The 23440-nt window shown below is 43.5% G+C and carries 21 protein-coding genes; 11 read left to right on the top strand and 10 right to left on the bottom strand.

What is annotated here, in order from left to right:
* Positions 1-18: 18 nt before the first annotated feature.
* The 3 genes from LKE40_07120 to LKE40_07110 are packed head-to-tail and all read right to left on the bottom strand — an operon-like array spanning position 19 to position 3322.
* A complete protein-coding gene (locus tag LKE40_07120; protein MCH3917219.1) occupies positions 19-1320 on the bottom strand; it encodes an extracellular solute-binding protein in 1302 nt (433 codons plus the stop codon).
* A 41-nt stretch (positions 1321-1361) separates the two neighbouring features.
* Positions 1362-2354, bottom strand: coding sequence for a Gfo/Idh/MocA family oxidoreductase (locus tag LKE40_07115; protein MCH3917218.1), 993 nt, complete (start codon positions 2352-2354; stop codon positions 1362-1364).
* Positions 2351-3322 carry a zinc-binding dehydrogenase gene (locus LKE40_07110; GenBank protein MCH3917217.1) on the bottom strand — a complete coding sequence of 324 codons (972 nt, stop codon included), beginning with the start codon at positions 3320-3322 and terminating at the stop codon, positions 2351-2353. The genes LKE40_07115 and LKE40_07110 overlap by 4 nt, the downstream gene beginning before the upstream one ends.
* Before the next feature lie 309 nt (positions 3323-3631).
* Between LKE40_07110 and LKE40_07105 the strand changes: the two genes are divergently transcribed.
* The 3 genes from LKE40_07105 (at position 3632) to LKE40_07095 (ending at position 6441) form a co-directional block, all read left to right on the top strand.
* Positions 3632-4420: an AraC family transcriptional regulator gene (locus tag LKE40_07105; protein ID MCH3917216.1), complete on the top strand. Its 789-nt coding sequence runs from the start codon at positions 3632-3634 to the stop codon at positions 4418-4420.
* 205 nt (positions 4421-4625) lie between these two features.
* A complete protein-coding gene (locus LKE40_07100; protein MCH3917215.1) occupies positions 4626-5753 on the top strand; it encodes an AAA family ATPase in 1128 nt (375 codons plus the stop codon).
* Positions 5746-6441 carry a DUF4276 family protein gene (locus LKE40_07095; GenBank protein MCH3917214.1) on the top strand — a complete coding sequence of 232 codons (696 nt, stop codon included), beginning with the start codon at positions 5746-5748 and terminating at the stop codon, positions 6439-6441. The genes LKE40_07100 and LKE40_07095 overlap by 8 nt, the downstream gene beginning before the upstream one ends.
* On the opposite strand, the gene LKE40_07090 is transcribed toward LKE40_07095, so the two are convergent.
* Together LKE40_07090 and LKE40_07085 are read right to left on the bottom strand one after the other, a co-directional pair.
* A complete protein-coding gene (locus LKE40_07090) occupies positions 6428-7843 on the bottom strand; it encodes an ISL3 family transposase (protein MCH3917213.1) in 1416 nt (471 codons plus the stop codon). The two genes, LKE40_07095 and LKE40_07090, sit on opposite strands and share 14 nt — an antisense overlap.
* Before the next feature lie 191 nt (positions 7844-8034).
* Complete coding sequence (locus LKE40_07085; GenBank protein ID MCH3917212.1) at positions 8035-9372, bottom strand: helix-turn-helix domain-containing protein; 1338 nt, start codon at positions 9370-9372, stop codon at positions 8035-8037.
* Positions 9373-9735: 363 nt separating this feature from the next.
* Between LKE40_07085 and LKE40_07080 the strand changes: the two genes are divergently transcribed.
* The 7 genes from LKE40_07080 (at position 9736) to LKE40_07050 (ending at position 17200) form a co-directional block, all read left to right on the top strand.
* Positions 9736-11556: an NAD(P)/FAD-dependent oxidoreductase gene (locus LKE40_07080; GenBank protein ID MCH3917211.1), complete on the top strand. Its 1821-nt coding sequence runs from the start codon at positions 9736-9738 to the stop codon at positions 11554-11556.
* Positions 11516-12478 carry an acetoacetate decarboxylase family protein gene (locus tag LKE40_07075; protein ID MCH3917210.1) on the top strand — a complete coding sequence of 321 codons (963 nt, stop codon included), beginning with the start codon at positions 11516-11518 and terminating at the stop codon, positions 12476-12478. Before LKE40_07080 ends, LKE40_07075 begins: the two co-directional genes overlap by 41 nt.
* 126 nt (positions 12479-12604) lie before the next feature.
* Positions 12605-13171: a chromate transporter gene (locus LKE40_07070; GenBank protein MCH3917209.1), complete on the top strand. Its 567-nt coding sequence runs from the start codon at positions 12605-12607 to the stop codon at positions 13169-13171.
* Positions 13168-13713: a chromate transporter gene (locus LKE40_07065; GenBank protein ID MCH3917208.1), complete on the top strand. Its 546-nt coding sequence runs from the start codon at positions 13168-13170 to the stop codon at positions 13711-13713. The genes LKE40_07070 and LKE40_07065 overlap by 4 nt, the downstream gene beginning before the upstream one ends.
* A gap of 306 nt (positions 13714-14019) precedes the next feature.
* Positions 14020-15135 carry a PfkB family carbohydrate kinase gene (locus LKE40_07060; protein ID MCH3917207.1) on the top strand — a complete coding sequence of 372 codons (1116 nt, stop codon included), beginning with the start codon at positions 14020-14022 and terminating at the stop codon, positions 15133-15135.
* Positions 15136-15244: 109 nt separating this feature from the next.
* Positions 15245-16177, top strand: coding sequence for a pseudouridine-5'-phosphate glycosidase (locus LKE40_07055; GenBank protein ID MCH3917206.1), 933 nt, complete (start codon positions 15245-15247; stop codon positions 16175-16177).
* 72 nt (positions 16178-16249) lie between these two features.
* Entirely contained in the window at positions 16250-17200 is a 951-nt protein-coding gene (locus tag LKE40_07050; protein MCH3917205.1) for a carbohydrate kinase family protein, read from the top strand.
* Positions 17201-17285: 85 nt separating this feature from the next.
* Here LKE40_07050 and LKE40_07045 read toward each other — a convergent pair whose 3' ends face one another.
* From LKE40_07045 to dcm, 5 genes are all read right to left on the bottom strand, one after another.
* Positions 17286-18104 carry an HNH endonuclease gene (locus LKE40_07045; protein ID MCH3917204.1) on the bottom strand — a complete coding sequence of 273 codons (819 nt, stop codon included), beginning with the start codon at positions 18102-18104 and terminating at the stop codon, positions 17286-17288.
* A gap of 196 nt (positions 18105-18300) precedes the next feature.
* Positions 18301-18870 carry a DNA-3-methyladenine glycosylase I gene (locus LKE40_07040; GenBank protein ID MCH3917203.1) on the bottom strand — a complete coding sequence of 190 codons (570 nt, stop codon included), beginning with the start codon at positions 18868-18870 and terminating at the stop codon, positions 18301-18303.
* A 250-nt stretch (positions 18871-19120) separates the two neighbouring features.
* On the bottom strand, positions 19121-19699 hold the full coding sequence (locus LKE40_07035) for a LysE family transporter (GenBank protein ID MCH3917202.1): 579 nt from the start codon (positions 19697-19699) through the stop codon (positions 19121-19123).
* A 351-nt stretch (positions 19700-20050) separates the two neighbouring features.
* A complete protein-coding gene (locus LKE40_07030) occupies positions 20051-20545 on the bottom strand; it encodes a hypothetical protein (GenBank protein ID MCH3917201.1) in 495 nt (164 codons plus the stop codon).
* 212 nt (positions 20546-20757) lie between these two features.
* Positions 20758-21945 (bottom strand): DNA (cytosine-5-)-methyltransferase, encoded by a 1188-nt coding sequence (dcm, locus tag LKE40_07025; GenBank protein MCH3917200.1) that lies wholly within the window; start codon positions 21943-21945, stop codon positions 20758-20760.
* A gap of 111 nt (positions 21946-22056) precedes the next feature.
* On the opposite strand from dcm, the gene LKE40_07020 reads away from it, so the two are divergent.
* Entirely contained in the window at positions 22057-23430 is a 1374-nt protein-coding gene (locus LKE40_07020) for a DNA mismatch repair protein (GenBank protein ID MCH3917199.1), read from the top strand.
* Positions 23431-23440: the final 10 nt, after the last annotated feature.

Here is a 23440-nt window from a genome sequence, read left to right as displayed (position 1 = left end):
GTGTTGGATACCCCTATGCTAAAGGGTAGATAATCGTGCTTTTTCACAGTGTTCTGCATATTCATCAGGAGTAATCATGCCAAGTAACATACTTTGAAAATCATTGTAGTATACATCGACTATTGTCCCTGTGAATTGGACATCGAATATCGGAGCCATTTTGACATCCATCTCGTTGATTTCAGCAATCAGTGGATTTACATCCAAGGAGTCAAGATCAACCTTCATTGCAGGGAAACCTCCATTGCTGGCAGATACCTGGGCATATTCACTGTTGTACATTTTCTTGATGAAGTCCCAGACTACTTTCTTATGTGCATCCGTCATCTGTGCATTCATGCAGACGCCCCAACCAGCACCGCCGGCGACGATGTTCCCATATTTTTCATATCCTTTGACCGGTGGCAGAATTGCCAGTCCGACATCACTGAGATCTCCGGAAAAACCTTGGATGACAGGTGTAAGTGCCCAGACTCCTTCAACAAACATTGCCGCCTTTTGGTTGTTGAACATTGACTGCTGATCATTGGTAGTGAGGGAATTCATATCAGCATTGAACAGACCCGCATCTACGAACTCTTTCATTTTTTTTGCTGCATTGACGAAACATGCATCAGTAAACTTTGCTCCCGTATTGTGATAGAGGCTGTCAAACCATGAAGCATCACAATAGCGATATACCAAGGTGTTCAGGATACAGGAAGGTGCCGGCCATCCTGCTTTGTTTCCAAGTACCCATGGCACGATTCCTGCCGCCCTAAGTTTTTTCCCCATTTCTATGAAACCATCCATGGTGGTTGGAAAAGAATCATAGCCGATTTGTTTCAACAGTTTCTTGTTATAGTAGATTACATGGTTTGATGACAGTTGGAATGGTATGGCCCATATCTGTCCGTCAACAGTGAAGTCGTTGAATGCTCCGTCCTTGAATTTTGCCTTGAACTGAGGGTCATCATCCAACAAGTCTGTTATTGGCTGAATCAATTTGTTTTCCTGAAGTACACTGAATTGGTCCGGTTTCGAATAATACACATCAGGCAGGCTCTGGGAAGCAATCATAGTCTTTAGCTTCATTTCATAATTATCATGATGAATATATTCGTCATTGATAGTTATGGTCGGATTTTCTTTCCGGAAAGTAGCCATACTTGCAGCGAAGGCTTTTGCATTGGCATCGCCATGGGCAACGTCAGGGCTGCTGAAATGCAACATGGTAACAGAATTGTTATCATTTTCCTTTGTACTTTCCGTTGTACCGTTTGCAAATACCATAGCAGGTATTATCAGAAGAACTGAAAGGGCAACAAAAACTTTTCTCATAGATTCCTCCTTTTCTTTGATTAAGTTTTTTATTTCATGCTTTATATAGGCTTGTATTCGGCAATTTTTCTTGTACCGGATACCTGATAAGCTGTTTGTATCATTGAAAGTGTGTTTGCCGCGTCATGTATGGTTGATACAGGCGCTTCAGCGGTTTCGATGCTGTTGTAAAATGCTTCAAGCGTATGATAAAAAGAATTGGCATATGAACAGTCATCCGTGATTTTCTTTCCATTGAAGTACAGTGCATCGCTGATCAGCAAGACACCCTTGTCACCTTGTATACGTACTTCTGCGGCGCTGTCATCTGCGGTACTCCATGACTGGAATATCTGGGCAACGGTTCCTGATGCATATTGGACTGTAATCAGGCAGGTGTCCTCACCGTCCATTTCAAGGTAATGTTTCTTCGTGCTGAAACAACTGATATATTTTGGCAGGCCGAGCAGGTAGATTGATTGATAGACCAAATGTGTGCCGCTGTCCATCATCGCGCCGCCTCCGGCAAGTGGCATTTGTTTTCTCCAACCGGCTGAATGTTCCGGAGGAATGAAATGACAAGCCCGGAAAGAGCCATAGGAAATGTTTCCCAATCTGCCGCTTTCAATTATTTTCTTCGCTTCTACGTCTACGGGCCGATATACAAAATTATGTCCGGGAAATACGATCAATCCTTTTTTTTCTGCAAGTTTTTCAAGTTCCAGATCTTGCTTTACATCCAGTGTGACAGGTTTTTCCACCAATACATGTTTTCCGGCTTCCAAGGCCATTTTGACTTGTTCAAAATGAAGGGAATTGGGCGAAAAAACGGCAATGGCCTGGATCGAAGGATCAGCTATCAGTTCCTCTGCCGTTGCATACGGTCGTATATTACCCCATTTTGCACATTTCTTTTCCAAACGGGCAAATCCTTCCGGTGAAGGATTTCCGGCTGCTCCTACCAAATGAAATCTGTCTGTACATCTTGAATAAGCATCAAAATACCAATCTCCGATCCATCCGGCTCCTATAATTCCCAATGTTGCTTTTTTCATTTTTTACTCCAATCTATGACTATCCCGAGATAAGCATCAGGATTATTTTTCAAATCAATATAGATTCTGGGTGCTTCACTTGGCTTTATCACATGTGTAATGACAGGTTCGATAAGCAATTCTTTTTTTATGATGGCGTTGAACAGATAGTTCAGGTTTCCCTCAATGGAAAACTTATATGTCTTTTGCGTATCTGCATGAAGTGGATAGCGCCATTCATGTGCACCTTTTACTGTCATGTTCGTAGGACTGAGATGGCTCCGGTTAAGGAATGGAGTTATATCGGCTGTATATGAGCCTCGGGGAGATCCCAATATGATCAATTCTCCGTGTTTTCCGACAAGCCGTGACGAATCCATGACAACGGAGGGTACGCCTGTAGCATCGATTACTGTGTCAAACAGATCTATGCCTTTTGCTTCAATTGCTTCGTTGCTGTCCTTGAATGTATCTGTGATATTGCATTGCTGTGCTATATGCCTTCTGGAAGCAAATGGGTCGATCAATGACACCGTAGCTCCTGACAGCCTCGCAAGCTGTGCTGCGAAATTACCTACCAACCCCCCTCCGACAACAGCGACGGAATCTCCGAGACTTATGTTGGAGCAACGTATGGAGGTGATCGATACAGCTGCCATCCGGGCAAAGACCGCATGCATCAGATTCATTTGGCTGTCCATGGGAAGGCAAATGGTTTCCGGTCTGATGAATTCCTGATGTTTCCCGTAGGTGAAATATACCTTGTCCTCTTCATATGGGCTTTCCGGGGCAATGTTGACCATCTTGCCTACTGCCCCGTATCCTGGCACGAAAGGAAGCGGCGCCCAAGATTCTTTTCCTGATAGAATTGCCAATTCTGTGCCTGCACTGATGACTGAATACAGATTTTGCAGAATATCACCATTAGCATACTTATCCTTATTTACTAGGCAAGCTGACCAAGGTTTTTCAAAACTAATACATTTCATTGTTATTTCTCCCATCAATACGTAAATTGTCTTTCACAAAAGGTAGATGGTCAATAAAAACTATCTATGAATAATTATCCAAAATTATTTTAAAAAATTTATGGCTACATTGTATCATGGATGTCATAAAAAGAATTGGTTTCTTTGTTTTACCTAAGGTTCTGGGAAGGACTTCAGAAAGTAACCAAAGATGCATGCGGATAAGTAAGGTCAAATTTTCTTAGTAACTATACTTTCCCAAAAGGCATAAGGTTGCCTTGTTTTCAGAGCCGGAGGAATATATTCTATCTGATATGGATGTTGAATGAAATGGAAATAGAAACTCAAAAAGTCAGAAGGGATAAGGACATTGTCTATTCGGGTTCTTTCATAGATAAAGAATATGTACTGCATGTTATTCTTTCAGGATCATTTACCTATCAGGTAAACAACCGGATGTATCAGATAGCTGAAAATTCACTTATCCTGATTGAGCCGAATAACCTGCATGCATTGACAAGGCTTGTTGACGTTGACATGGTCGTCGTTCATTTCTATGATCTGTCTCATTCGCTTGATAACCTTGTCCTTAATGACATAACCGTGCTTCCCCCTGAATTGATTCCGGAAATCAATCATTTGGTACGCCTGCTTGTTAAGATATGGACCAAGCACAGAGAGGCATCCAAGGAAATAATCAATGGGTTGGTACATACGTTGATTGGTTATTTCATATCGATATCATCAAATGCTGCAGAAATCCAAACAGAAGTTCCCGGACAGGTCAACTACCATGTTTTCTCAAAAGCAATAAGATATATCCTTCAGGAATTCAAGAGACCGAATCTGACAATAAAGGAAATCAGCATGGAAGCCGGGCTGTCTTATAATTATTTCTGTTCACAGTTCAAGGAATTTACCAATGAAACCCCATTGCATTTCCTGAATAGGACACGTGTCGAATATTCCAAGGAAATCTTGTTTAACAAAAAAATGAATATTGCAGAAACGGCGCACCAAAGTGGGTTCCTGCGTCCCCAGCAATACTGCAAAGTCTTCAGACGCATGGAAAACATGAGTCCTTCTGATTGGCTTCATAAAATTGACCAATGTAAGTAATATGCCGGAGCAGACAGAAAGAAAAGTGCAGTGGTCCATTCTTCAAGGCAACTGGTTGGGAGCTTTATATGTATGGAATATATACAGGTGTTGCATGCATAAGTTATATTTCCTGGCTATCCAGTCTTTTTCCTGCAACAGGAGTTAATTGAACGGAAGAAAAAAGTGTGCTACTCTGTGATTGATTGTAGAAAAGGTGGTATACATGGCTCAGTTGGATAAATTGAATATTTCCGGTTTCAAGTCTATATGCCGATTGGAAGACTTCCCTTTGAAGAGCATCAATCTGGTAATCGGAGGAAACGGGGCAGGGAAGAGTAATTTCATCGAAATATTCAAATTCCTGCGAGCTTTGATGCAACTACCCCTTCCGGGATTCAACAAGACCGATCTGCAAAAATATGTGGCTGATGCCGGCAGTGCCGGAGATTTACTTTTCAATGGACGTGCAGTTACTGAACAAATTGAAATTAAGCTTCTCTTTGGCCAGAATGGCTACCAAATTGTTCTTCGTCCCACACAGGATGATACGTTACGTATTGATTCTGAGCACACGTATTATTCTTTTACTGACAAATGGTATTCCCTACGATCGCATGATGGTTTCACTCCTGGGCTTCTTGAGGATAAAGATGAGCCTGGAGTGTTAAGTCGAAATAATATCAGCCATTATGTCTATGAGTCAATCTCAAGTTGGCAGATGTATCATTTCCATGACACAGGCAGGTTGTCTCCCATAAAGGCTTTTCAAGATGTTGATGACAATGCCTACCTGCGTTTTGATGGTTCCAATCTTGCCAGTTACCTGTATAAGCTGAAAGGTACTTTGTCTCTTAGACAATCTTATGCTGATATTGTAAAGACTATTCAACAGGTAGCACCTTTTTTTGATGATTTTGTGTTGATACCAAGAGAAAACGATAAGATCCGGCTACTTTGGAAACAGAAAGGTTCTGATTATCCGCTGAAGCCTCAGGCCCTTTCAGATGGAACATTGAGATTCATTTGTCTTGCAACTGTTCTACTGCAGCCCCATCATCCAGAGATGATCCTTATAGATGAACCTGAACTGGGTCTGCATCCTTATGCAATCAGTATTCTTGCGGAGCTGGTCAAATCACGGGCAATCGATACCCAACTTGTTCTTGCTACGCAGTCTTCTGAGTTCATTGATTGTTTTGATCCGGAGGATGTAGTGGTTTGTGACAGAAAGGATGGTCAATCTACTTTCACCCGTTTGGAAGCCTCTGAGCTTGATGCTTGGCTGGAGAACTATACCCTTGGTGAATTATGGCGGAAGAATGTTCTTTCTGGAGGCCCCATGCATGAATGAACTGTATGCAATCGTAGAGGGGCCGACAGAACAATCCTTTATTCGCGATTGCCTTGCTGTGTTTCTATCAGAACATGAGCAGTATCTTTCCCCAGTTTTGATTGGTCGTACAGGACATAAGGGGGGTAATGTTACTTTTGAAAGATTTGTACAGAATGCCGGCGCATTGTTCAAGCAACGCGATAGTACAATTGTTACTTCCATGCTGGATTATTTCAGACTCGATTCCAAGTGGCCTGGAATGGCTGATATACAGGCAAAACAACAATCACTTGGAGGAAAAATAGGAAAATTGGAAATTGAGAAGATACTTGTTGAATCAACTCTTACAGCCCTTAGAGAATCTTTTCCTGAACTTGATGTTGCCAATCGTTTTGTCCCTTATTTTTCTATGCATGAGTTTGAAGCACTGCTTTTCTCAGATATTTCTATTCTTGCATCCAATCTGGATGTTCCTGAATCTGGACTGAAGTCTGTTCTTGCGAAGTATGCAGATGATCCGGAAGAAATCAATACATTGACTGCGCCTTCTAAAATTCTCCTGAAGCAAAAACCGTCATACAAGAAAATCGTAGACGGCAATACAATCGTACGTAAGATCGGGATGGATACTTTGCGTGCAAGATGTTCTTGTTTCAACGATTGGGTTTCTGCTTTGCTTAACATCAGTTTTCCTATAAGTTCTTGAACAAAAGTGAATTGTCATTTGCTATGATTGATAAGCTCATGAAAAAAATGGGGGATTTTCTATAGGCAGACCTGTCTCTTCTGCTTGCATCCATGATTTTAAGGAAGAAATAATCGTCATCTCTGTACCCGTAGGCCTGTCTTCGGCAACATTTGATCATCGCGTTACAGCCCTCAACCTTGCCTGATGATATCCTGTAAGTGGCATGGGCGATGATACCTTCGAAGTGGTTGTCGGGCAGTCTTGCGAACCACATGAAGTGTTTGTTCCCCGTGCCATGGCAGATATCCATGATGGAAGTGATTTCCTTTGCCATGAGGGCTTCATCCGTCAGGGTATATGCAAAAGAGAGCTTTTCCTTCACCAGGTCGGCAGTAAACAGGAGTTCGTTCTTCTCCATAAGTTCCTTATATCCGGCAACTTTTCCACCCTTGCGTTTTACTTCCTCACCTCCGAATATCGTGCCGGACTTCTTTATGATCTTCTGCTCTTCAGCTTCTTTGTCATGCTTCTCCAGAGTGCCCATTGAAGAAGTAAGGATGTACTTTGCCTTCTTGAGCTTGCGGGCACCTTCTTCATCCCCGTTGGCAATGCACTCCCTCTGCAAGCCCTTGCGTACTTCAGAGATAACCTTGTCGGCGAAATTCTTCTTGATATGGAAGAAATCGAATACGACCTGTATGTGTTCACAGCGCACTTCAAATGCTTCCTGGAAATCCGAGTTCATGTCACAAGCGACAGCCTCAACCCCATCCATCCACTCTTCGCCTACGAAGTCGATGAAGTCGAACACTGTCTGTTTCTTCTTTCCCCTGGCAAGCCACAGCACATGGCCTGTATCGAGGTCTATAATCACTACGGCATACCGGTGCCCGTCATGGAGTTTGAACTCATCAATACCGAGGTGCCTTGCCTGCCTTTCCGGTTTCTTCAGGTGGACACCGTCTTCAGTGTATTTGTCCTTGAGTCTCCTGAGGTCGATTTCTTTCACAGTGTTGCGGCCAAGCCCTGTCAGCATGGATACTTGTACATTGGTGAGCCCATAGGCAAGCAAATCCCTCGTATATGTTTCAAGCTCCCTTGTAATGCGATGACTGTCAGCCTTGAAAGGTATCCCCTGAGGTCGATAGCACCGACATTCCTTGTTTGAACATTGATGACGATGCCTGTCAAAACGCACAGTACAGAAGACAGGCCCAAATGGAAGATGCCTCAGCTTGGTATCGTAGGTATCATGAATATGCATCCTGGCTCCACAGCAGGGGCATATCTCATCTTCCTCTGTTCTTGCAAGGGTCCCTGACAACAGGAACATACGACGGTTGGTCGTAGTAGGGACTTCTTTGGTTCCAGTATTTTTAAACCCTTCAAGTTCAGAGGGTATTATGATATAGTCGTTCATGAGAGGGCGTTCCTTTTTATCTTATGTTGTCGTTAACAAAAGAGTACAAAAGAACCCCTCTCTCTTTCAATTCACTTCTAAACTATTCCCCAAGAAAAATGCATGAGCCAAAAAAATTAACGTGTTGCCGGAAGTAACCTGTACGATGGTTTAGCTGACGAATACCGGAATTATGTATTGAATCGCTTTGTCTATGTCTTGTTTGTTGCAAGGGTCTCAATGCAATAGGAAAGCCTGAGCATGAAGAGGATCGATGGATCAGCGATATCCAGGCCTGTAAGTTTCCTGATGCAGTCAAGGCGATACATCAGGGAATTACGATGGAGAAAAAGTCTTGCTGCCGTATGCTTGAGGCTTCCTCCTTCCTCTGCGAATACTGCAAGGGTCTTGTGCAGTTGGGTGTGATGTTTTCTGTCGTGCTCGCTGAGAACCCCTAGCGTAGGATGTACATATAAGGAAACGGAATCCCTTTTATCCAGCCGTGAAAGCAGGTCATAGACCATGATGTCCTTATAAGTCATTAACCTTTGGGAAAGTGTGCTATGGGTCGTTATGAAAGACAAGGCTGAAACAGCCTGACGGTAATGGTCAACGAATTCCTCAATACGGGAAAATGAGTAGCTGATTCCTATGTTTGCACGGTATTGTCTTGCAGTTTCTTCCAGATGTGCAACTTGTGCCACTGACAATGCTATGTCATGTTCCAAAGGCATAAGTGCCGCAATTGCATTTTCGTAGCAAACCATCTTCGCATCAGGCAATCGGTTCCTTAAGGTCTCAAGGAGCTCTGAGGGATCTTGGCCCTCCGTACTTTTGATGGATAGTGCAGCCATCCGTTGAGAAAGCTTCAAGTCATGAAATTCATAGGCTACTTCGTTGACCGGTGCACCGACCAACAGTTCGTAGAGCAGATGCTCCATTCGGTCCGGAAAGTGTGAGAGGTAGGTTGCATATCGTCCTACAGTGTAGGAAAGGGCCTGGCTGACATTTTTCAGCATGCCCGCGTAGGTCGGTTGTATTGCTGTTTCACTGGCGATCAACAGTACGAACCCTATCTGGTAACCATGCATAAGAACCTTGCTGAAAAGTTTTGCATACGGGGATTCCTTGCAGGTTACTTCAAGGGCATCGCAGGTATCGACGGCATTTTTTACCGGTCCCAGTTGCTGTACTGCATTGATGAATTCATAGCTGCAGTAGCCTTTTCTGATGTTATCAGTCCATAAAGGGTCAATAACAGCAATTGCGGTGGAACAGCCGATGATCTTGAAGTTTGTGTTGCAGAATATCAAAGGATTGTGGAGTGACAGCGATGCTACATTGAGTACTGCGGTAATGCTCTGTTTAGTATCTGCAGTCTTGACCAGTTCATCGTAAAGTTTTCGTCCGCTTGCCTCGTCCAGCAACTCCCTTGCAAAGTTGAATGCAGCAAAGAGAAAGGAAGAAGGAATATTTGCAATACAGCCGGAAGTATTGCTTTCTGAAACAGTTATGATACGTTGAAGCGGGACAGATTTTCCTTCTTTCAAGCCAAAGTATAGGATGTCATCTCATAGGTCTGTTCAGTGCCGTCAATCAAGGCAATGTCCCTGATAGCCATGAGCTTCGGTCTACTGTGTAGGATAGTCGATAGGATATTTCTCTTTCGATGGCACATACCAGTTGTTTGAAGTCCATATAATGAATTTAGTGCATTGTGCACAAATCATCAAGCATAGAATCTGTCATAGAATCCATTTCCAACTCGTTTTCAGTACATTACTATAGATACTATAAGACGTAGTTTATTCCAATAGGTGGGAAAGGAGAATATTGTATTATGTACGAAAAGATGTTCACTCCGGGAAAAATCGGAAATGTGACGAATCAAGAATCGTCTTGTCATGTCACCGATGGGTGTTGGTATCGCAGAACTTGATGGTACCCCCGGTGAAGCAATGATCGATTACTACGAAGAACGGGCCATGGGAGGTGCCGGGCTTATCTATACCGAGGTCTGTCGGGTCAACGATGTTACCGGTGTTGCAATGCTTCGCCAGCTTTCTATGACACATGACCGCAACATTGCACAGATGGGAAAACTTACAGCCGCAGTACATAGGCACGGGACCAAGATTTTCTGTCAGCTTCATCATCCAGGCAGGCAGACCATGTCGGCGCTCATCGGTGGACAGCCGGTCGTTTCTGCCTCTGCCATTCCCTGTAAGTTTGAAAAGCAGAAGACCCGGGCTCTGACTACAGAGGAAGTCAAGTCATTGGTACAGGATTTTATCAATGCTGCAGTTCGGGCTCAGAAATCCGGTTTTGACGGTGTCGAACTCCATGGAGCCCATGGTTACCTTATCGGACAATTTTTTTCTCCATATACCAACAAAAGGACTGATGCCTATGGCGGAAATTTTGAAAACCGTATGCGTTTTGCTGTAGAAATCATCAAGGGAATCCATGCAGCCTGCGGAGAAGATTTTCCTGTCAGTGTGCGTGTTTCTGTAGATGAGTTTCTGGATAAGACAGGAGTGAGTGAAGATTACATACATGTCAAGGATGGTGTAGCAATAGCTATGGCATTGGAAAAAGCCGGTGCTGCTGCCATCAATGTCAGCTGTGGCATCTATGAAACCGGAGCAGCCATAATCGAACCTGTTACGTATCCACAAGGATGGCGGACACCCCTTGTCAAGGCAGTGAAGGACCATGTGTCTGTTCCTGTCATTGCAGTCAATGCGATCAAGGAACCGCAGGTTGCTGAAAAGTTGCTTGAAGATGGTACTCAGGATTTCATTGCACTGGGCAGGGCTTGGCTTGCAGATCCACAATGGGGACTCAAGGCTTTTGAGGGACGTGACAAAGAAATCAGAAAATGCATAGGATGTCTCAATTGTTTCTTCAGCCTCAAGAGCTGTGCGCCGGTATGCATGCCGCCTCATTGCTCAGTCAACCCCAGGCTGTGCAAGGAAAGCTGGTACCCTGAGCTGCCGTACGATGCCCAGCATCATAAGGTCGTAATCATCGGGGCCGGTCCTGCAGGTCTTTCTGCAGCACGGACGGCGGCTTTGCGGGGTATGCAGGTTACGCTGTTGGAAAAGGAAGACCATCTGGGGGGATTGGTACCTGTGGCCGCTGCTGCTCCTTTGAAAGGCAATACCAAGTTCCTTACTGATTGGTATGAAGAAGAACTGTCACGTCTTGGTGTCGATGTCAGATTGGGAATTGAAGCTACGGAAACTGTCATCAAGGGTCTTGCTCCTGATGCAATCATCGTTGCTACCGGTGCAGGACCCATTGTCCCTGGGAAGATTCCCGGCATCGACAAGGCTCATGTATATACTTTCAATGACGTGCTGAATGGTACATCAGGACTTAGTGGGAAAAAAGTTGCCGTCATCGGAGCTGGTATAGTAGGACTCGAATGCGGTGAATATCTCAATGAGAAAGATTGTACAGTCACTATCATCGATATGCTGGATGCTGTTGCTCCCAGCGGAAACCAGACCATTGTCCTTGATGACTGCATGCATCTGAAGGCGAAGGGTACGAATTTCCTTCTGGGGCATGCCTTGAAAGAAATAAAGGATGGTTCTGTAGTGCTGACCCGTACCTCAACGAAAGAAAATGTAGAGGTCCCTTGCGATGCCGTGGTATTATGTCTGGGACTCAAACCCGAGCGTACCCTTGGCGGCAAAACTGGAAGAGCACTTTGTCAATGTATATGAAGTCGGTGCCTGTGTTGATGCAGGTGGGAATTTCCCCGGAGCTACCAATGCCGCGTATGACCTCGTATACCATCTCTTTGAGAAAAAGCCGGAGACAAGTTTTCACCTTGATGCAGCAGGTGTGAAAAAGTTTTCCCCTGTTTCTGTCATGCGTGAACAGGAGGGGGTGTACATGTCGTATCTGACAAAACCGGAAGCGATCAGTCGCATTCTTCCTCCACCTCTCAAGCCATTCTCACTTCCTGTGGTTACGCTTTCCGTCTGTCATATTGCCGATCCGTCATTTGCCGACAACTATTATGAAGCTATCCTTGGTGTCTATGCCTATCTTGGCGACAAACTTGGACTATATCCGATTTCTCTTGTTCTCGGTGGGCAAGGAGCTGAAATGGCTGTTGCTGCAGGCCGGGACAATGGAAGCATGCCCAAGAAACTTGGTGCTGAGTTCGTCATCAGGAAGGAAGGAGACAATGTCCATGCGACGGTTGTAAGGAGAGGTACGCAGTTGGTGGACCTGGAACTGGAAATAGGTGCATACAACAGTCCTCTTACGGCATTGCTGTATCAATCGCCGGAACCGGGTAAGAAAACGTATGGCGGCGGATTCTATTACCATTTTGACCGTCTTCCTGACGAAAAGGGAGTGTCCCGTTTCCAACATGCTGCGTTGCTGACCAATCTCTGCGAATATGACTACAAGCTTTGGAAACCGGGATTTGCCAAGCTTAAGCTCCAATCGAGTCTGGATGACCCTTGGGCAGAACTGCCGATTACCACGATTGTCGGAGGTGCTTACAGCAAGAATGACCTGACGGTTCAGAAAGAAACCAAGGTCATGGACCTTGAGGCTGACAAGGTAATGCCTTACCTGCTTACTGGTTATTATGACCAGACATTGTTCGGGCGTACCGGACGTAAGTAACTGGAAAATTGTTCTACTAAAAGAGGACCGGGACTTTCCGGCCCTCTTTTGGTTTCAATGATCATACACTGTTTGTTGACAGGACGTATATGCCCCGCTATCATCGGTATATCTGGAGGCTAGGAAATGCCAAGCGGTAAAGGTCATGCTTCTTTTGCAGACCTGTTCATAACATTTGCAAAGATAGGCGGCATGACTTTCGGCGGAGGCTATGCAATGCTTCCGATCCTGCAGCGGGAGATCGTGGAAAACAAGAAATGGTGTACCGAGGATGAGTTGCTTGACTACTTTGCTGTCGGGCAATGTACCCCTGGGATCATAGCGGTGAATACTGCCACTTTCATAGGTTACAAGCAAAGGGGCAACCTTGGTGGCATCTGGTCAACGTTTGGAATGGTATTTCCTTCTTTGGTCATCATTTCCATCATTTCTTATGTGTTGGATGCTTTCCAGAGCAATGTATATGTGCAGATGGCTTTTTCCGGTATCAGGGTTGCCGTCTGTGCCTTGATCCTGTCAGCCATCATCAAGCTGTCGAAGAAGAGCATAGTCGATGTGCCGACTGCAATCATTGCCATTGCAACATTCCTTGTAATGCTGTTCTATGCCCTTTCCCCGGTGATTTTTGTCGTCGTAGGTATTGGTCTTGGCCTTGTCCTTTCTTTGTTGAAAGAAAAGAGAGGCTCCAGATGATTTATCTTGAACTGTTTTTCAATTTCTTTCGCATAGGTTTGTTTGCAATCGGCGGTGGTCTTGCAACCTTACCGTTCCTTTTTGAGCTTTCGGCAAATAATCCTACATGGCTCAGTGCCGGCGATATTTCCAATATGGTGGCTGTCAGCCAGTCGACACCAGGTCCCATGGGAATCAACATGGCAACTTTTGCGGGTCATCAGGCAGCCGGACTGTTGGGGTCTTTGGTAGCAACTTTTGGCTTGGTGACACCTTCCGTGATTATCATCCTGCTCGTTGCCAGAGCTTTGGAAAGATTCCGTGATAATAAATTTGTAAATTACGCATTCTACGGACTCAGGGCGACGGTCATTGCCTTGATAGGGTATGCCTGTAGCCAAGTCTTTGTGCTTGCCATACTTGATGGTAACCGTGTCAGACCTATTGAAGCAGGAATGTTTGCGGTCATGCTGTTCCTTATCGTGAAGTTCAAGAAGGTGCATCCAATCATTTGGATTGCTATTGCAGCAGTCCTTGGTATTGTACTGAAGTTGCCTTCATAAGAAAACCATATGATTTCCTTATGGTTCCTTAGGGTAGCATAAACCGTATCGGTATATTTTTACTTCTTCTAATCTGTATCCTTATATTTTATCTATATGCTTGTTTTATGCATTTATATGAGAATATAGGACATTGTTTCATTATTTTGCAATAGTATTGTCCATTCAGTAGCAATTGGTTCAGAAGTTTGTCGGCTTTTCTTATACAGAGTTACAATGGCTACGACTTGACATCTTACGGAAAAGGTCTACACTATGCATTGTATTAATAAAAGTTTATCTATGTAAGCAGAAGTTTAGAACAGTATGATAACAGAACGGGAAAAAGAAATACTCAGGCTGGTAAAGGAAAATCCATTGATTTCCCAGGCTGAGATTGCACAGCGGGCAGGTATCAAGCGATCGTCTGTTGCCGTACATATTTCAAACCTGATGAAAAAAGGTGCTATTCTGGGCAAAGGCTATGTCTTGCCTGAATATCCGTATGTTTCTGTTATAGGCGGAGTGAACATGGATATACTTGGCAGTACCGAGCATCCTTTGATCGCACATGATTCAAATCCCGGACATATTGAAATGTCTCCTGGTGGAGCAGGAAGGAACCAGGCAGAAAATCTCTGCCTGTTGGGTATACAGACAAAGTTCATGACTGTCTTTGGCGATGATGTCAATGCGGAAAAGATCCATGGCAGTTGCCGTGAAGTCGGCATGGATACGTCAGGATCCATCGTTGTCCCCAACGGGAGGACCTCAATGTACATTTCTGTCATTGGCAAGGATGGAAAACTGCAATATGGGATTTCTGACATGGAAGCGATGGAAGAACTCAGCCCTGCCATCATCAAGTCAAGGATGCCGGTCATCAACAAATCATGTGCCTGTGTAGTGGAATCAAACCTGAGTGAAGCTGCCTTGGCATATATTGCAGGCAACTGCAAGGTACCTGTCTTTGCTGAGACAGTTTCGAGTACAAAAGCAAAAAAGTTATGTAGGATTTTAGATAAGCTTTATGCCTTGCGGGCGAATGCTGAGGATCTGCAGTCGCTTATCGGCAAGAAAGCTATCGATAGGAAAACTGTGGAAGCAAGTGTACGGTTGCTTGTAGGAAAAGGTGTCCAGCATGTATATGTGACGCTTGGACAGGAAATGGTCTGCTATGGCGACAAGAACCAAATCCTGACGGTGATTTCCAAGGCGGTTCCTATAGTCAACCTGACTGGTACCCGTGATAGCTTTTCTGCAGCACTGGTATGGGCTTTTATCAATGGCTTTTCAGTGGAAAAGACGGTTGTTGCCGCTTTGACGAGTGCCTGTATCTGTGCAGATGGCAGAGGTGCCGTAAATCAATCGCTTACGGAAGAAAAACTCCTTGCGTTGATGAAACAAAAAGAAGCAGATGGTTCCTTCAGTTTTTCTGGCTGATGGAAATAGAATAATAACAATGTATTGAAAACAGTATCGGTAGCTGCATGTGCCTGACAGACTGAAGCAGATGCAACATATCTTGTTTCTGAGGAGTGTATATATGATGATGGATAAAAATGTCTTGGATTTTTCACCTGAGGTAAAGAAGGCTATGCAGGAAGGACAGCCTGTCGTTGCATTGGAATCGACTATTATTTCCCATGGCATGCCGTATCCGAAGAATGTGCAGACAGCACTTGAAGTGGAACGTATCATACGGGAACAGGGTGCCGTCCCGGCAACCATTGCCATTATCGGAGGCAAGCTCAAGGTAGGGCTGTTGCCGGAAGAAATAGACTATCTGGGCAAAAAGGGTCTTGCCGTAACAAAAACCAGCCGCAGGGATATCCCCGTACTGGTAGCTGCCGGCAGTGATGGAGCAACTACCGTTGCCGCGACTATGATCATTGCCCATATGGCAGGGATTTTTGTGTTCTGTACCGGAGGTATCGGGGGCGTCCATCGTGGAGCAACCCATACAATGGATATTTCGGCAGATTTGGAGGAGCTTGCAAAGACTTCCGTCATGGTCGTCTGTGCGGGGGCCAAATCTATTCTTGATATAGGGCTGACACTTGAGTACCTGGAAACGAAGGGAGTACCTGTGCTTGCTTATGGCACTGAGGATTTTCCTGCTTTCTTTACCCGGCAAAGCGGCTACAAGGCAAACTGTCGGGTTGATTCTCCGAAGGAGTTTGCATCGATACTAAAGGCTAAGCAGGAGCTTGGTCTTGAAGGTGGTATCCTTGTTGCCGATCCGATTCCTGAGGCATATTCCATGGATGCAGCATATATCAACAGAAAAATTGACGAAGCAATTGAAGAAGCCAATCAGAAAGGTATTGTAGGAAAAGCACTGACACCCTTCCTTTTGGATGCGATACAGAAGGAAACGGCAGGACAAAGCCTTGATGCCAATATCCATCTTGTCTATAACAATGCAACTCTTGCTGCACAGATAGCTGTAGATTATCAGAAACAGATAGGGGATAGGCAGTAATATTTGCTTTGGATTACCGGCGTACTGCAGTGCGTCGGTTCATGTTTCTCAAAGATGTGTGAGGAGTCCTTTATGCAGAAACAGCAGTCTCAAGTCGTAGTCATCGGTGATGCCATGATGGATTACCAGTATTGGATACAGAAGATGCCTTCGGCAGGTGAAGATGTATTTATTTCCCGTAACTGTGAGAACCCTGGAGGTTCCGGAGCCAATACTGCATTTGCCCTTGCATACCTGCAGGTCGGAAGCAGTTTCTGCGGAAGGGTTGGCCAAGACGACATAGGGAGAAAGATAGTTGCCAGGATGCAGCTGGCCGGGGTAGATTGTTCCTGTGTCCAGTATGGCGGAAAGACCGGCTATACCTTGACTATGATCGATGCCCAGGGAGAAAGGACGATGTTTTCCTACCGTGGCAGCAACGAGGGATCTGCAGACGCGAGTAACGGGCTTATCTCAGCGGTAACAAAAGCAAAGGTCCTTCTGCTTTCAGGCTACTTGCTGACTGATGCCAGACAGTCTCTTTTTGCAATTAAGATGGCCCACATTGCACAAGAACATAATGTTATCGTTGCTTTGGATCCTTCTCCGACCATTGACCTTGTGTCGCCGTCTATTATTGACGATATACTTGAGGCTACTGATGTACTGCTTCCCAATGAGCGTGAACTGGGCATCATTTCCAGGCAATCTTCTCTGGATGAAGGTTTGACGGCTGTAAGCCATCGCATTCCCTGCATTGCTGTAAAGCAAGGGGCTTCCGGGGCTTCCATACTGGTCAGGAAGGACTTTGAACCGGTTGTCGGCAGCAGGTTTACTGATACTGAAAGACTTCATGCAGGAGCAGATGCCCTACAGGTAGTCGATACCACAGGAGCTGGTGATGCATTCAATGCGGGGTTCCTTGCTTCCTTTTTAAAAAACAGCCAACCTGGACAATGGTTGGCTGATGGAAACAGCCTGGCTTCTCAGGTGGTTGTACGGCAGGGTGCAACTTCCTTGTTTGATGTTCCGGATGTTGTTTGAGTTTGAGGGAAAAGGATATTTTCTGTTGCAAATGGACTGTTTGTCCTTCAGAAACTGAATAACGCAGTGTGGATATTTTCTGAAATCAGGAAAATGTAAAGAAAGAGTTGCTGTCGTCCTGATTGAAGTGTTCAAATATGTTTTCGTTATGAAATTCAAGGAATTCCTTTTTGGGCTTGCGGAAATTGTTTTGCGGGAGCATTATTTCCCGTCCGTTGTAACAATTGAGGTAATTCCTTAATTTTTCGTCCCTGATGCCGGAAGCTACCATGACTTCGTATGTTGATGGATGCAAGGAAAAGTAACCTTTGTCAAATGCTCTGTCCAGCATCGTATTGAGAAGCAGGCCATTTTGAGGATCGACCCTGTGTGCCTTGTCTGCTGCCCATGGGACGATATGGCTGGCAACTAGAAAATCGGGATTGGTTATGCCTGACAGGCAACATTCCCAGTGATAGTTTGTCAGGAGAATCTGCCGGAACACCTGTTGTCTTTCTCTGATTTTTATCAGACCGGTCTTGTCATCCTGATAAGTCGTAAATGAGTTGTTTTGTAGTTCAGCATCAGTAAGAGGAAAATCGTGGATACTGTTGCAGGATTGAGGAAAATCATCCAGAAGTATGGTTTGGCAGTCTTGGAAAAGCTTTTCGGGATCAGGCAAATACTTTTCCGGCAGTTCCCTGTCCCAATGGCTTCCGTTTGACATGCCTTTTCCTGTTGCATTCCGGTCGTAAGCCTTTAGGTTTGCAATTTTCAATGCTACTGCATTGGATGATCTCCCTAATAGCTTTGCAAGACCGGCGATCTGAGGATTATTTGAATCAACTTTTCCTGGCGGGATACAATAATACAGCCAGAGTGCAAGTATTGTTTCTTTTTCGTTCCATGGTTTTCCGGCTGGCATTGTTTTCCTCGATTTGCATATAATACTACTCCTGATCAAACATCAGGTCCAGTTCAAAATCAATTTGTATAAGCCAAGGTTAGCAAATCATGATACAAGGCGGAATTTATATAGGCATATTGATCAGGAAAGTGGCTTTTTTTTTGCCAACATAGGCATTTCCTTTTCAATGAAGCTTTGCGTATTGTACTTCGATTCAGAGAAGGCACTTATATTTGAAGCAATAGTCCCTATGATCGTTGATGATTCCTGCTGCCTGCAAATGGGCATACATGGTAATTGAGCCTACATAGGAAAAGCCTCGTTTTTTCAAATCTGTGCTTATCCGATCCGATAATTCATTCCTTGAAACGGTGACTTCCCCTGTTGCATGTCCAGGATATTCAATGGTTTTTCCGTTTGTAAAACCCCAGATGTAGGTATCGAAGGTACCGAATTCCTTTTCGATTGCAATAAACCCTTTCGCATTTTTTACTATAGCCTGAATTTTGTTCTTTGAATGGATTATATCCTTGGCAGCCATTATTTCCTGGATTTTCTTTTCGTCATACCGGGCAATCTTGGAGAAGTCAAAATCATCAAATACCTTGCGGAATGCCTCCCGTTTTTTCAATACGGTCAACCAGTTCAACCCACACTGCATGACTTCGAGCGTAAGGTATTCAAAATGTTTTCTGTCATCATGTACAGGATTTCCCCACTCATTGTCATGATACGTGATAAGCAAAGGGTTGCTGTCTGCCCATTTGCATCTTTTTAGTTCCATGTTTTTTTAATTTCCCATCCTTATGTAGTTACTATTGCAGAAGGCCTGCATAGGGTCAAGGAATTGTGACGCGAAGAAGTTCATTGTGTTTGGAAAAATTCACGGGAAACAGCGGGAAGCCTAGGATTTGCATATGACTGGCAGGAAGAAAACAACAGCATGGCATACCTGTGGTATGTCCGAGGATTTCTGCATGATGGAAGCAAAACTACTGAGTAAACGTTGTAAATACAGGAAGGAAATTTCCTGTTTACGTGAATAGAAGGCTGACGGCAACTCCTAATAAGGCTATTGCCAATATCCTGTTTATCAACACTCCGCGTGTTGAAAAAAGGAGGGCAAGGCTCTTTCCTGCGAATCCCCAGACGATTGCGGCCAGGAATCCTGACAATGTCAGCAGAAAACAGGAAAAGAGGATGGAAAAGTTTCCAAGCAGATATGTTTCAAGTGCTGTAACGCCATAGAGGGCAATCTTTACATTCAGGAACTGCAGGAGAAAGCCTTTCATGAAACCATAGCCCTTTTCATATTTTTGACTTTTTTCTTCTGTAAGATTTCCACTTTTTGCCATCTGGTAAGCCAGATATACTATGAAAGCGGCTCCGAACCATTTCAGAAACGATACGGCTCCGGGGAGGAATGCTTTCAGTCCGGAAAGAAAAACGGCACAGAGAAGCATGACAAGAAAGAATCCGCTGTACATACCGGCAAAGAGGATCAACGTCTGTCTTGTGGAAAAACGATTGCCACTTGAAAGGGCAAGCAACGTATTTGGTCCTGGCGAAAACGCCATGGCAAAGGCATAGGTCAGAAAAGGAATCCACTGCATGGGAAGAGGATATATTTTTTATCGTCCAATGGCAATCGGGAAAGTGCCAGCTATCCAGATACAATGGACAGTGTTACGTATGCTTGTACTTTTGTATCCGGTTGAGGTCAGTGGCATAGGGTTGGAATGACAAAGAACGAGTATGGCGTTTTTACTGAACCGAGGAAGAATAGGTAAATAAAAATTTTTGGTTTATTACTTCATGTGAAGCTCCTTAGGATGATAACTTTGAAGCTTATATGCTTCTTTTTTTGTCAGAAAGAGGTTTAGTTTTATTATTATTGCATTAACTGGGCACCAAATAAAAGCATTATAGCACAAAGCTATTGCAAGAGTTTCTGTGATGGTTTTTTAAAGTTTCCTGTTAAATGATATTGCAGCAGAAACAGCATAAAGCCCATCTACATATGAATAATAATATAATGTTGGTGCAATTTTGAAATCAATCCAATAAGGAGAATTTCCCAAGAATTTAACAAATCCAATAGGTATGGCTACTGTGCCCCAAAATTTCTGAACTCCATCAGAAGAAAACAAATCATAAGTAGCAATACTCATTGATATTCCTAAATATACTGATTGTTTTTCTTTACTTAAAAGTTTACCTGCAAGCATCACTTCAATGGCGTTTCCTTTTATGGGTAAAGTACCGGATGACCACATTGACCCAACCATACTGGTTATTTCTACTATAGATGTTTGGTACGTTACTACACCACCAACAAAAGGAAGGCCCATGTATAAACCTGTAGAAAAACTATCCATTTGATTATTATCTGCGTCATTTGCAAATATTGGAAATGCCATACAAAGAATTAAAATAAAACTACAAATATATTTTTTCATAATATCTCCCCTTGTAGTGTAAAATGATGTTCGCAACTTAAAATTGTAAATGAAGTTTTTGCTATTAATCAATTGTATATCTTGAGCAAAATAGAGATTTTTTCATAGTGCTGGAAGTATCATTTACATTAGCTTGAAAAGAAACCTGCAATCTGGGAAAGAAACAAAAACATTCAGAATGGAAAATAAATAATTCCAAATACATAGTTTGTCTAAATTTTATTGATTTCTTTTCCAATGATTTCAATTAGTCCAACTACAAGTGCATTTCCCATGCAGAAGTAGCGTTTCTTTTCTGGCATCGTATTAGTCCAGTTGTCAGGGAATCCATCAAGCCTTTCGCATTCGACAGGAGTCAATAAACGTAATTTACCTGTCTGTGGGTCCTTTACAACATGGGTCGAACGGTTTTTGCTTGACTCTGAGGTGAGCATGGTCCTGCTGGGACGGTCCAGATAATCGGGATAGGCAATCGGTCCTTCTGCATAGTTATACTCAAAGCCTGATTTCGTTATTCGCTTTTCTCTTTTTGCACCTTTCATGTATGCCCATTTGTCCAAATCCTGTTCTTTGAGGTAATAATGGTCATCGACATTTTTCTCAAGAATATCTCCTAGGAATTTAAACGGGCCATGATAATCAGGAGTTGTCCTTGCTGTGTAACACAAGAAGTTTCTACAATAGCCTGAGTTCTCAAACTCTGCAGAGAATGACTTGGATAGTTCGACCAGATTTTCAGGAATATCTATCAAGGGGAGTTGTGGGTTAATATCCTGCAGGACAGGGAAGGCCTTTGCAAAAAGACCGGTCTTTCCAATGATATCTGCAGGTGTCAGTTTCTTTGTATACATTCTTTTTGCAACACCTGTTTTGGTCGCAAAGATAAAGGTCCTACGTCTGCGCTGTGGGAAACCATATTCAGCTGCATTGATAACCCGCCACTCTATGGCATACCCTAGGGCATTGAGACATGACAGGATGATGCCGAAGTCCCTTCCTCTCTGGGATGCAGGAGATTTGAGCAGACGGTCAACATTCTCCAACAAGATGTACTTGGGCCGTTTTGCTTCTGCAATCCTTCTGATTTCCCACCAGAGGACGCCTTTCTTTCCTTGGATTCCCTTTGAAGTTGCCAATGTCGCTGCCACAGAATAGTCTTGGCAAGGAAAGCCTCCGCACAGGAGCGTATGGTCTGGGATATCCTTTGTATCTATCGTAGCAATATCTATGTTTGTCCAGTTTCCTTTGGAAAAACGAGTGTTGTAGCAATCAAATGCCCATTGTTTTTTTTGTCCTGGTTCCCATTGGTTTGCGTAGATGGTTTTCCATCCGCTGGTTTCCAAACCAAGACGGAATCCGCCGACACCGGCAAAAAGCTCAACTACAGTATTTTTTTCCATCAAACAACCTACTTAACCTAACATAATTTGCATTTTGTATGATATACTTGACCCAATGCAGGATAAAGTGTATCAGAATCCTGGAAATCGATCAACCTATTGGACGTAAAAATGGAATATGATTCTAGAAGCAAAAACTCTATCATTGCTTATGCAAGAAGACTTGAAGGACATACCATAGAAGAAACCAATGGTACATACGGGACTTATGAAGGTTCCAGTCCCTTAGGTGAATTTGCCCCGGATTATAAATCATACAAGGGTAAAGGACAATTTGGACAATTTCTTGAGGAACAGTATTTCGGCTTGGCTAACAATTCTGAATCCAGACCAGATTTTAAAGAAGTCGGCCTAGAGTTGAAGGCTTCACCCTTGAAAGTCCTTAAGAATGGACAGGTACGCGTGAAAGAACGCCTTGTACTCAATCATTTTACATATTTTGACATTGCCAAGGAAACATTTGAAACTTCCCATTTTAAGATGAAGGATGCTTTCATATTGCTTGTTTTTTATTTCTATGAAAGGGGAATAAAGCTACAGTTACTTAAAGTTGATTTGGTAGATTTGTGGGAATGTTTAAAAGAGGATGAGGAGCAAATCAGGGAAGATTGGCAGATTATTGTCAACAAAGTGAAAGCCGGCAAGGCTGAAGAGATTTCTGAAGGTGATACATTATATTTAGGTGCCTGCACAAAGGGTGCTACTGCTGCAACATCTATGCAGTCACAGCCCTATTCATCAGTAAAAGCACGAGGAAGGGCGCTTTGTTTCAAGCAATCCTATATCAACCATATCTATAAGATATTGTCTGTACGGAAGAAAAAACGAAAGGCTCCGTTGAATATTCCTCATTTTGTCAAAAACAAGAATATCACTTTTGAGCAGAACATCAATAATTTGTGTGCTCCCTATATCGGCAGGTCTTTCAAAGATATTGCAGAAGAATTGGAAATCAGTTTGACGGCAAAGAACCGTTATGCATTGCTTGCGCGGGCAATTCTTGGTTACAAAAAGGGTGACAAGAGCTTTTATGAATTTGATGCAGCAGACATCCAAGTCAAAACTATCAGGGTCGAAGGGGATGGAAAGATAAGAGAACATATGTCTTTTAGACCCATCGTGTATACTGACATTGTTAATGAGGAGTGGGAAGACAGCGATTTTTACCAAGAGCTGGTCAGCAAATTTATCTTTGTTATTTTCAGAAAGATTAAGGATGCTTCTGACTATTATTTGTCTGAAGTGAAGTTTTGGAATATGCCAGAAAAAGACCTCGAAATTGTCCATGGAGTCTGGGAAGATGCAAAGCGATGCATTGCCGAAGATGATTTTAGGAACTTACCTAAGATTAGTGAACATCGGATTGCTCATGTCCGAACTCATGCAAGAAAAGGTAATGATAAACAGGAAACTCCATCTGGAAGAATGGAATGCAAAAGAAGTTTCTGGCTTAATCGTGAGTATATAATTGAAAAAATAATTTAATCAAATATTA

Source organism: Spirochaetia bacterium (assembly GCA_022482625.1).
In the GTDB taxonomy this organism is placed as follows: domain Bacteria; phylum Spirochaetota; class Spirochaetia; order Sphaerochaetales; family Sphaerochaetaceae; genus Pleomorphochaeta.
This window is presented reverse-complemented; position numbering and strand designations above follow the sequence as displayed.

What these genes read in the sequence shown, in the direction of transcription:
- LKE40_07120 (MCH3917219.1), bottom strand. Translation starts at nt 1,320, where the DNA reads ATGAGAAAAGTTTTTGTTGCCCTTTCAGTTCTTCTGATAATACCTGCT.
- LKE40_07115 (MCH3917218.1), bottom strand. Translation starts at nt 2,354, where the DNA reads ATGAAAAAAGCAACATTGGGAATTATAGGAGCCGGATGGATCGGAGAT.
- LKE40_07110 (MCH3917217.1), bottom strand. Translation starts at nt 3,322, where the DNA reads ATGAAATGTATTAGTTTTGAAAAACCTTGGTCAGCTTGCCTAGTAAAT.
- LKE40_07105 (MCH3917216.1), top strand. Translation starts at nt 3,632, where the DNA reads ATGGAAATAGAAACTCAAAAAGTCAGAAGGGATAAGGACATTGTCTAT.
- LKE40_07100 (MCH3917215.1), top strand. Translation starts at nt 4,626, where the DNA reads ATGGCTCAGTTGGATAAATTGAATATTTCCGGTTTCAAGTCTATATGC.
- LKE40_07095 (MCH3917214.1), top strand. Translation starts at nt 5,746, where the DNA reads ATGAATGAACTGTATGCAATCGTAGAGGGGCCGACAGAACAATCCTTT.
- LKE40_07090 (MCH3917213.1), bottom strand. Translation starts at nt 7,843, where the DNA reads ATGAACGACTATATCATAATACCCTCTGAACTTGAAGGGTTTAAAAAT.
- LKE40_07080 (MCH3917211.1), top strand. Translation starts at nt 9,736, where the DNA reads ATGGGTGTTGGTATCGCAGAACTTGATGGTACCCCCGGTGAAGCAATG.
- LKE40_07070 (MCH3917209.1), top strand. Translation starts at nt 12,605, where the DNA reads ATGCCAAGCGGTAAAGGTCATGCTTCTTTTGCAGACCTGTTCATAACA.
- LKE40_07065 (MCH3917208.1), top strand. Translation starts at nt 13,168, where the DNA reads ATGATTTATCTTGAACTGTTTTTCAATTTCTTTCGCATAGGTTTGTTT.
- LKE40_07060 (MCH3917207.1), top strand. Translation starts at nt 14,020, where the DNA reads ATGATAACAGAACGGGAAAAAGAAATACTCAGGCTGGTAAAGGAAAAT.
- LKE40_07055 (MCH3917206.1), top strand. Translation starts at nt 15,245, where the DNA reads ATGGATAAAAATGTCTTGGATTTTTCACCTGAGGTAAAGAAGGCTATG.
- LKE40_07050 (MCH3917205.1), top strand. Translation starts at nt 16,250, where the DNA reads ATGCAGAAACAGCAGTCTCAAGTCGTAGTCATCGGTGATGCCATGATG.
- LKE40_07045 (MCH3917204.1), bottom strand. Translation starts at nt 18,104, where the DNA reads ATGCCAGCCGGAAAACCATGGAACGAAAAAGAAACAATACTTGCACTC.
- LKE40_07040 (MCH3917203.1), bottom strand. Translation starts at nt 18,870, where the DNA reads ATGGAACTAAAAAGATGCAAATGGGCAGACAGCAACCCTTTGCTTATC.
- LKE40_07035 (MCH3917202.1), bottom strand. Translation starts at nt 19,699, where the DNA reads ATGCAGTGGATTCCTTTTCTGACCTATGCCTTTGCCATGGCGTTTTCG.
- LKE40_07030 (MCH3917201.1), bottom strand. Translation starts at nt 20,545, where the DNA reads ATGAAAAAATATATTTGTAGTTTTATTTTAATTCTTTGTATGGCATTT.
- dcm (MCH3917200.1), bottom strand. Translation starts at nt 21,945, where the DNA reads ATGGAAAAAAATACTGTAGTTGAGCTTTTTGCCGGTGTCGGCGGATTC.
- LKE40_07020 (MCH3917199.1), top strand. Translation starts at nt 22,057, where the DNA reads ATGGAATATGATTCTAGAAGCAAAAACTCTATCATTGCTTATGCAAGA.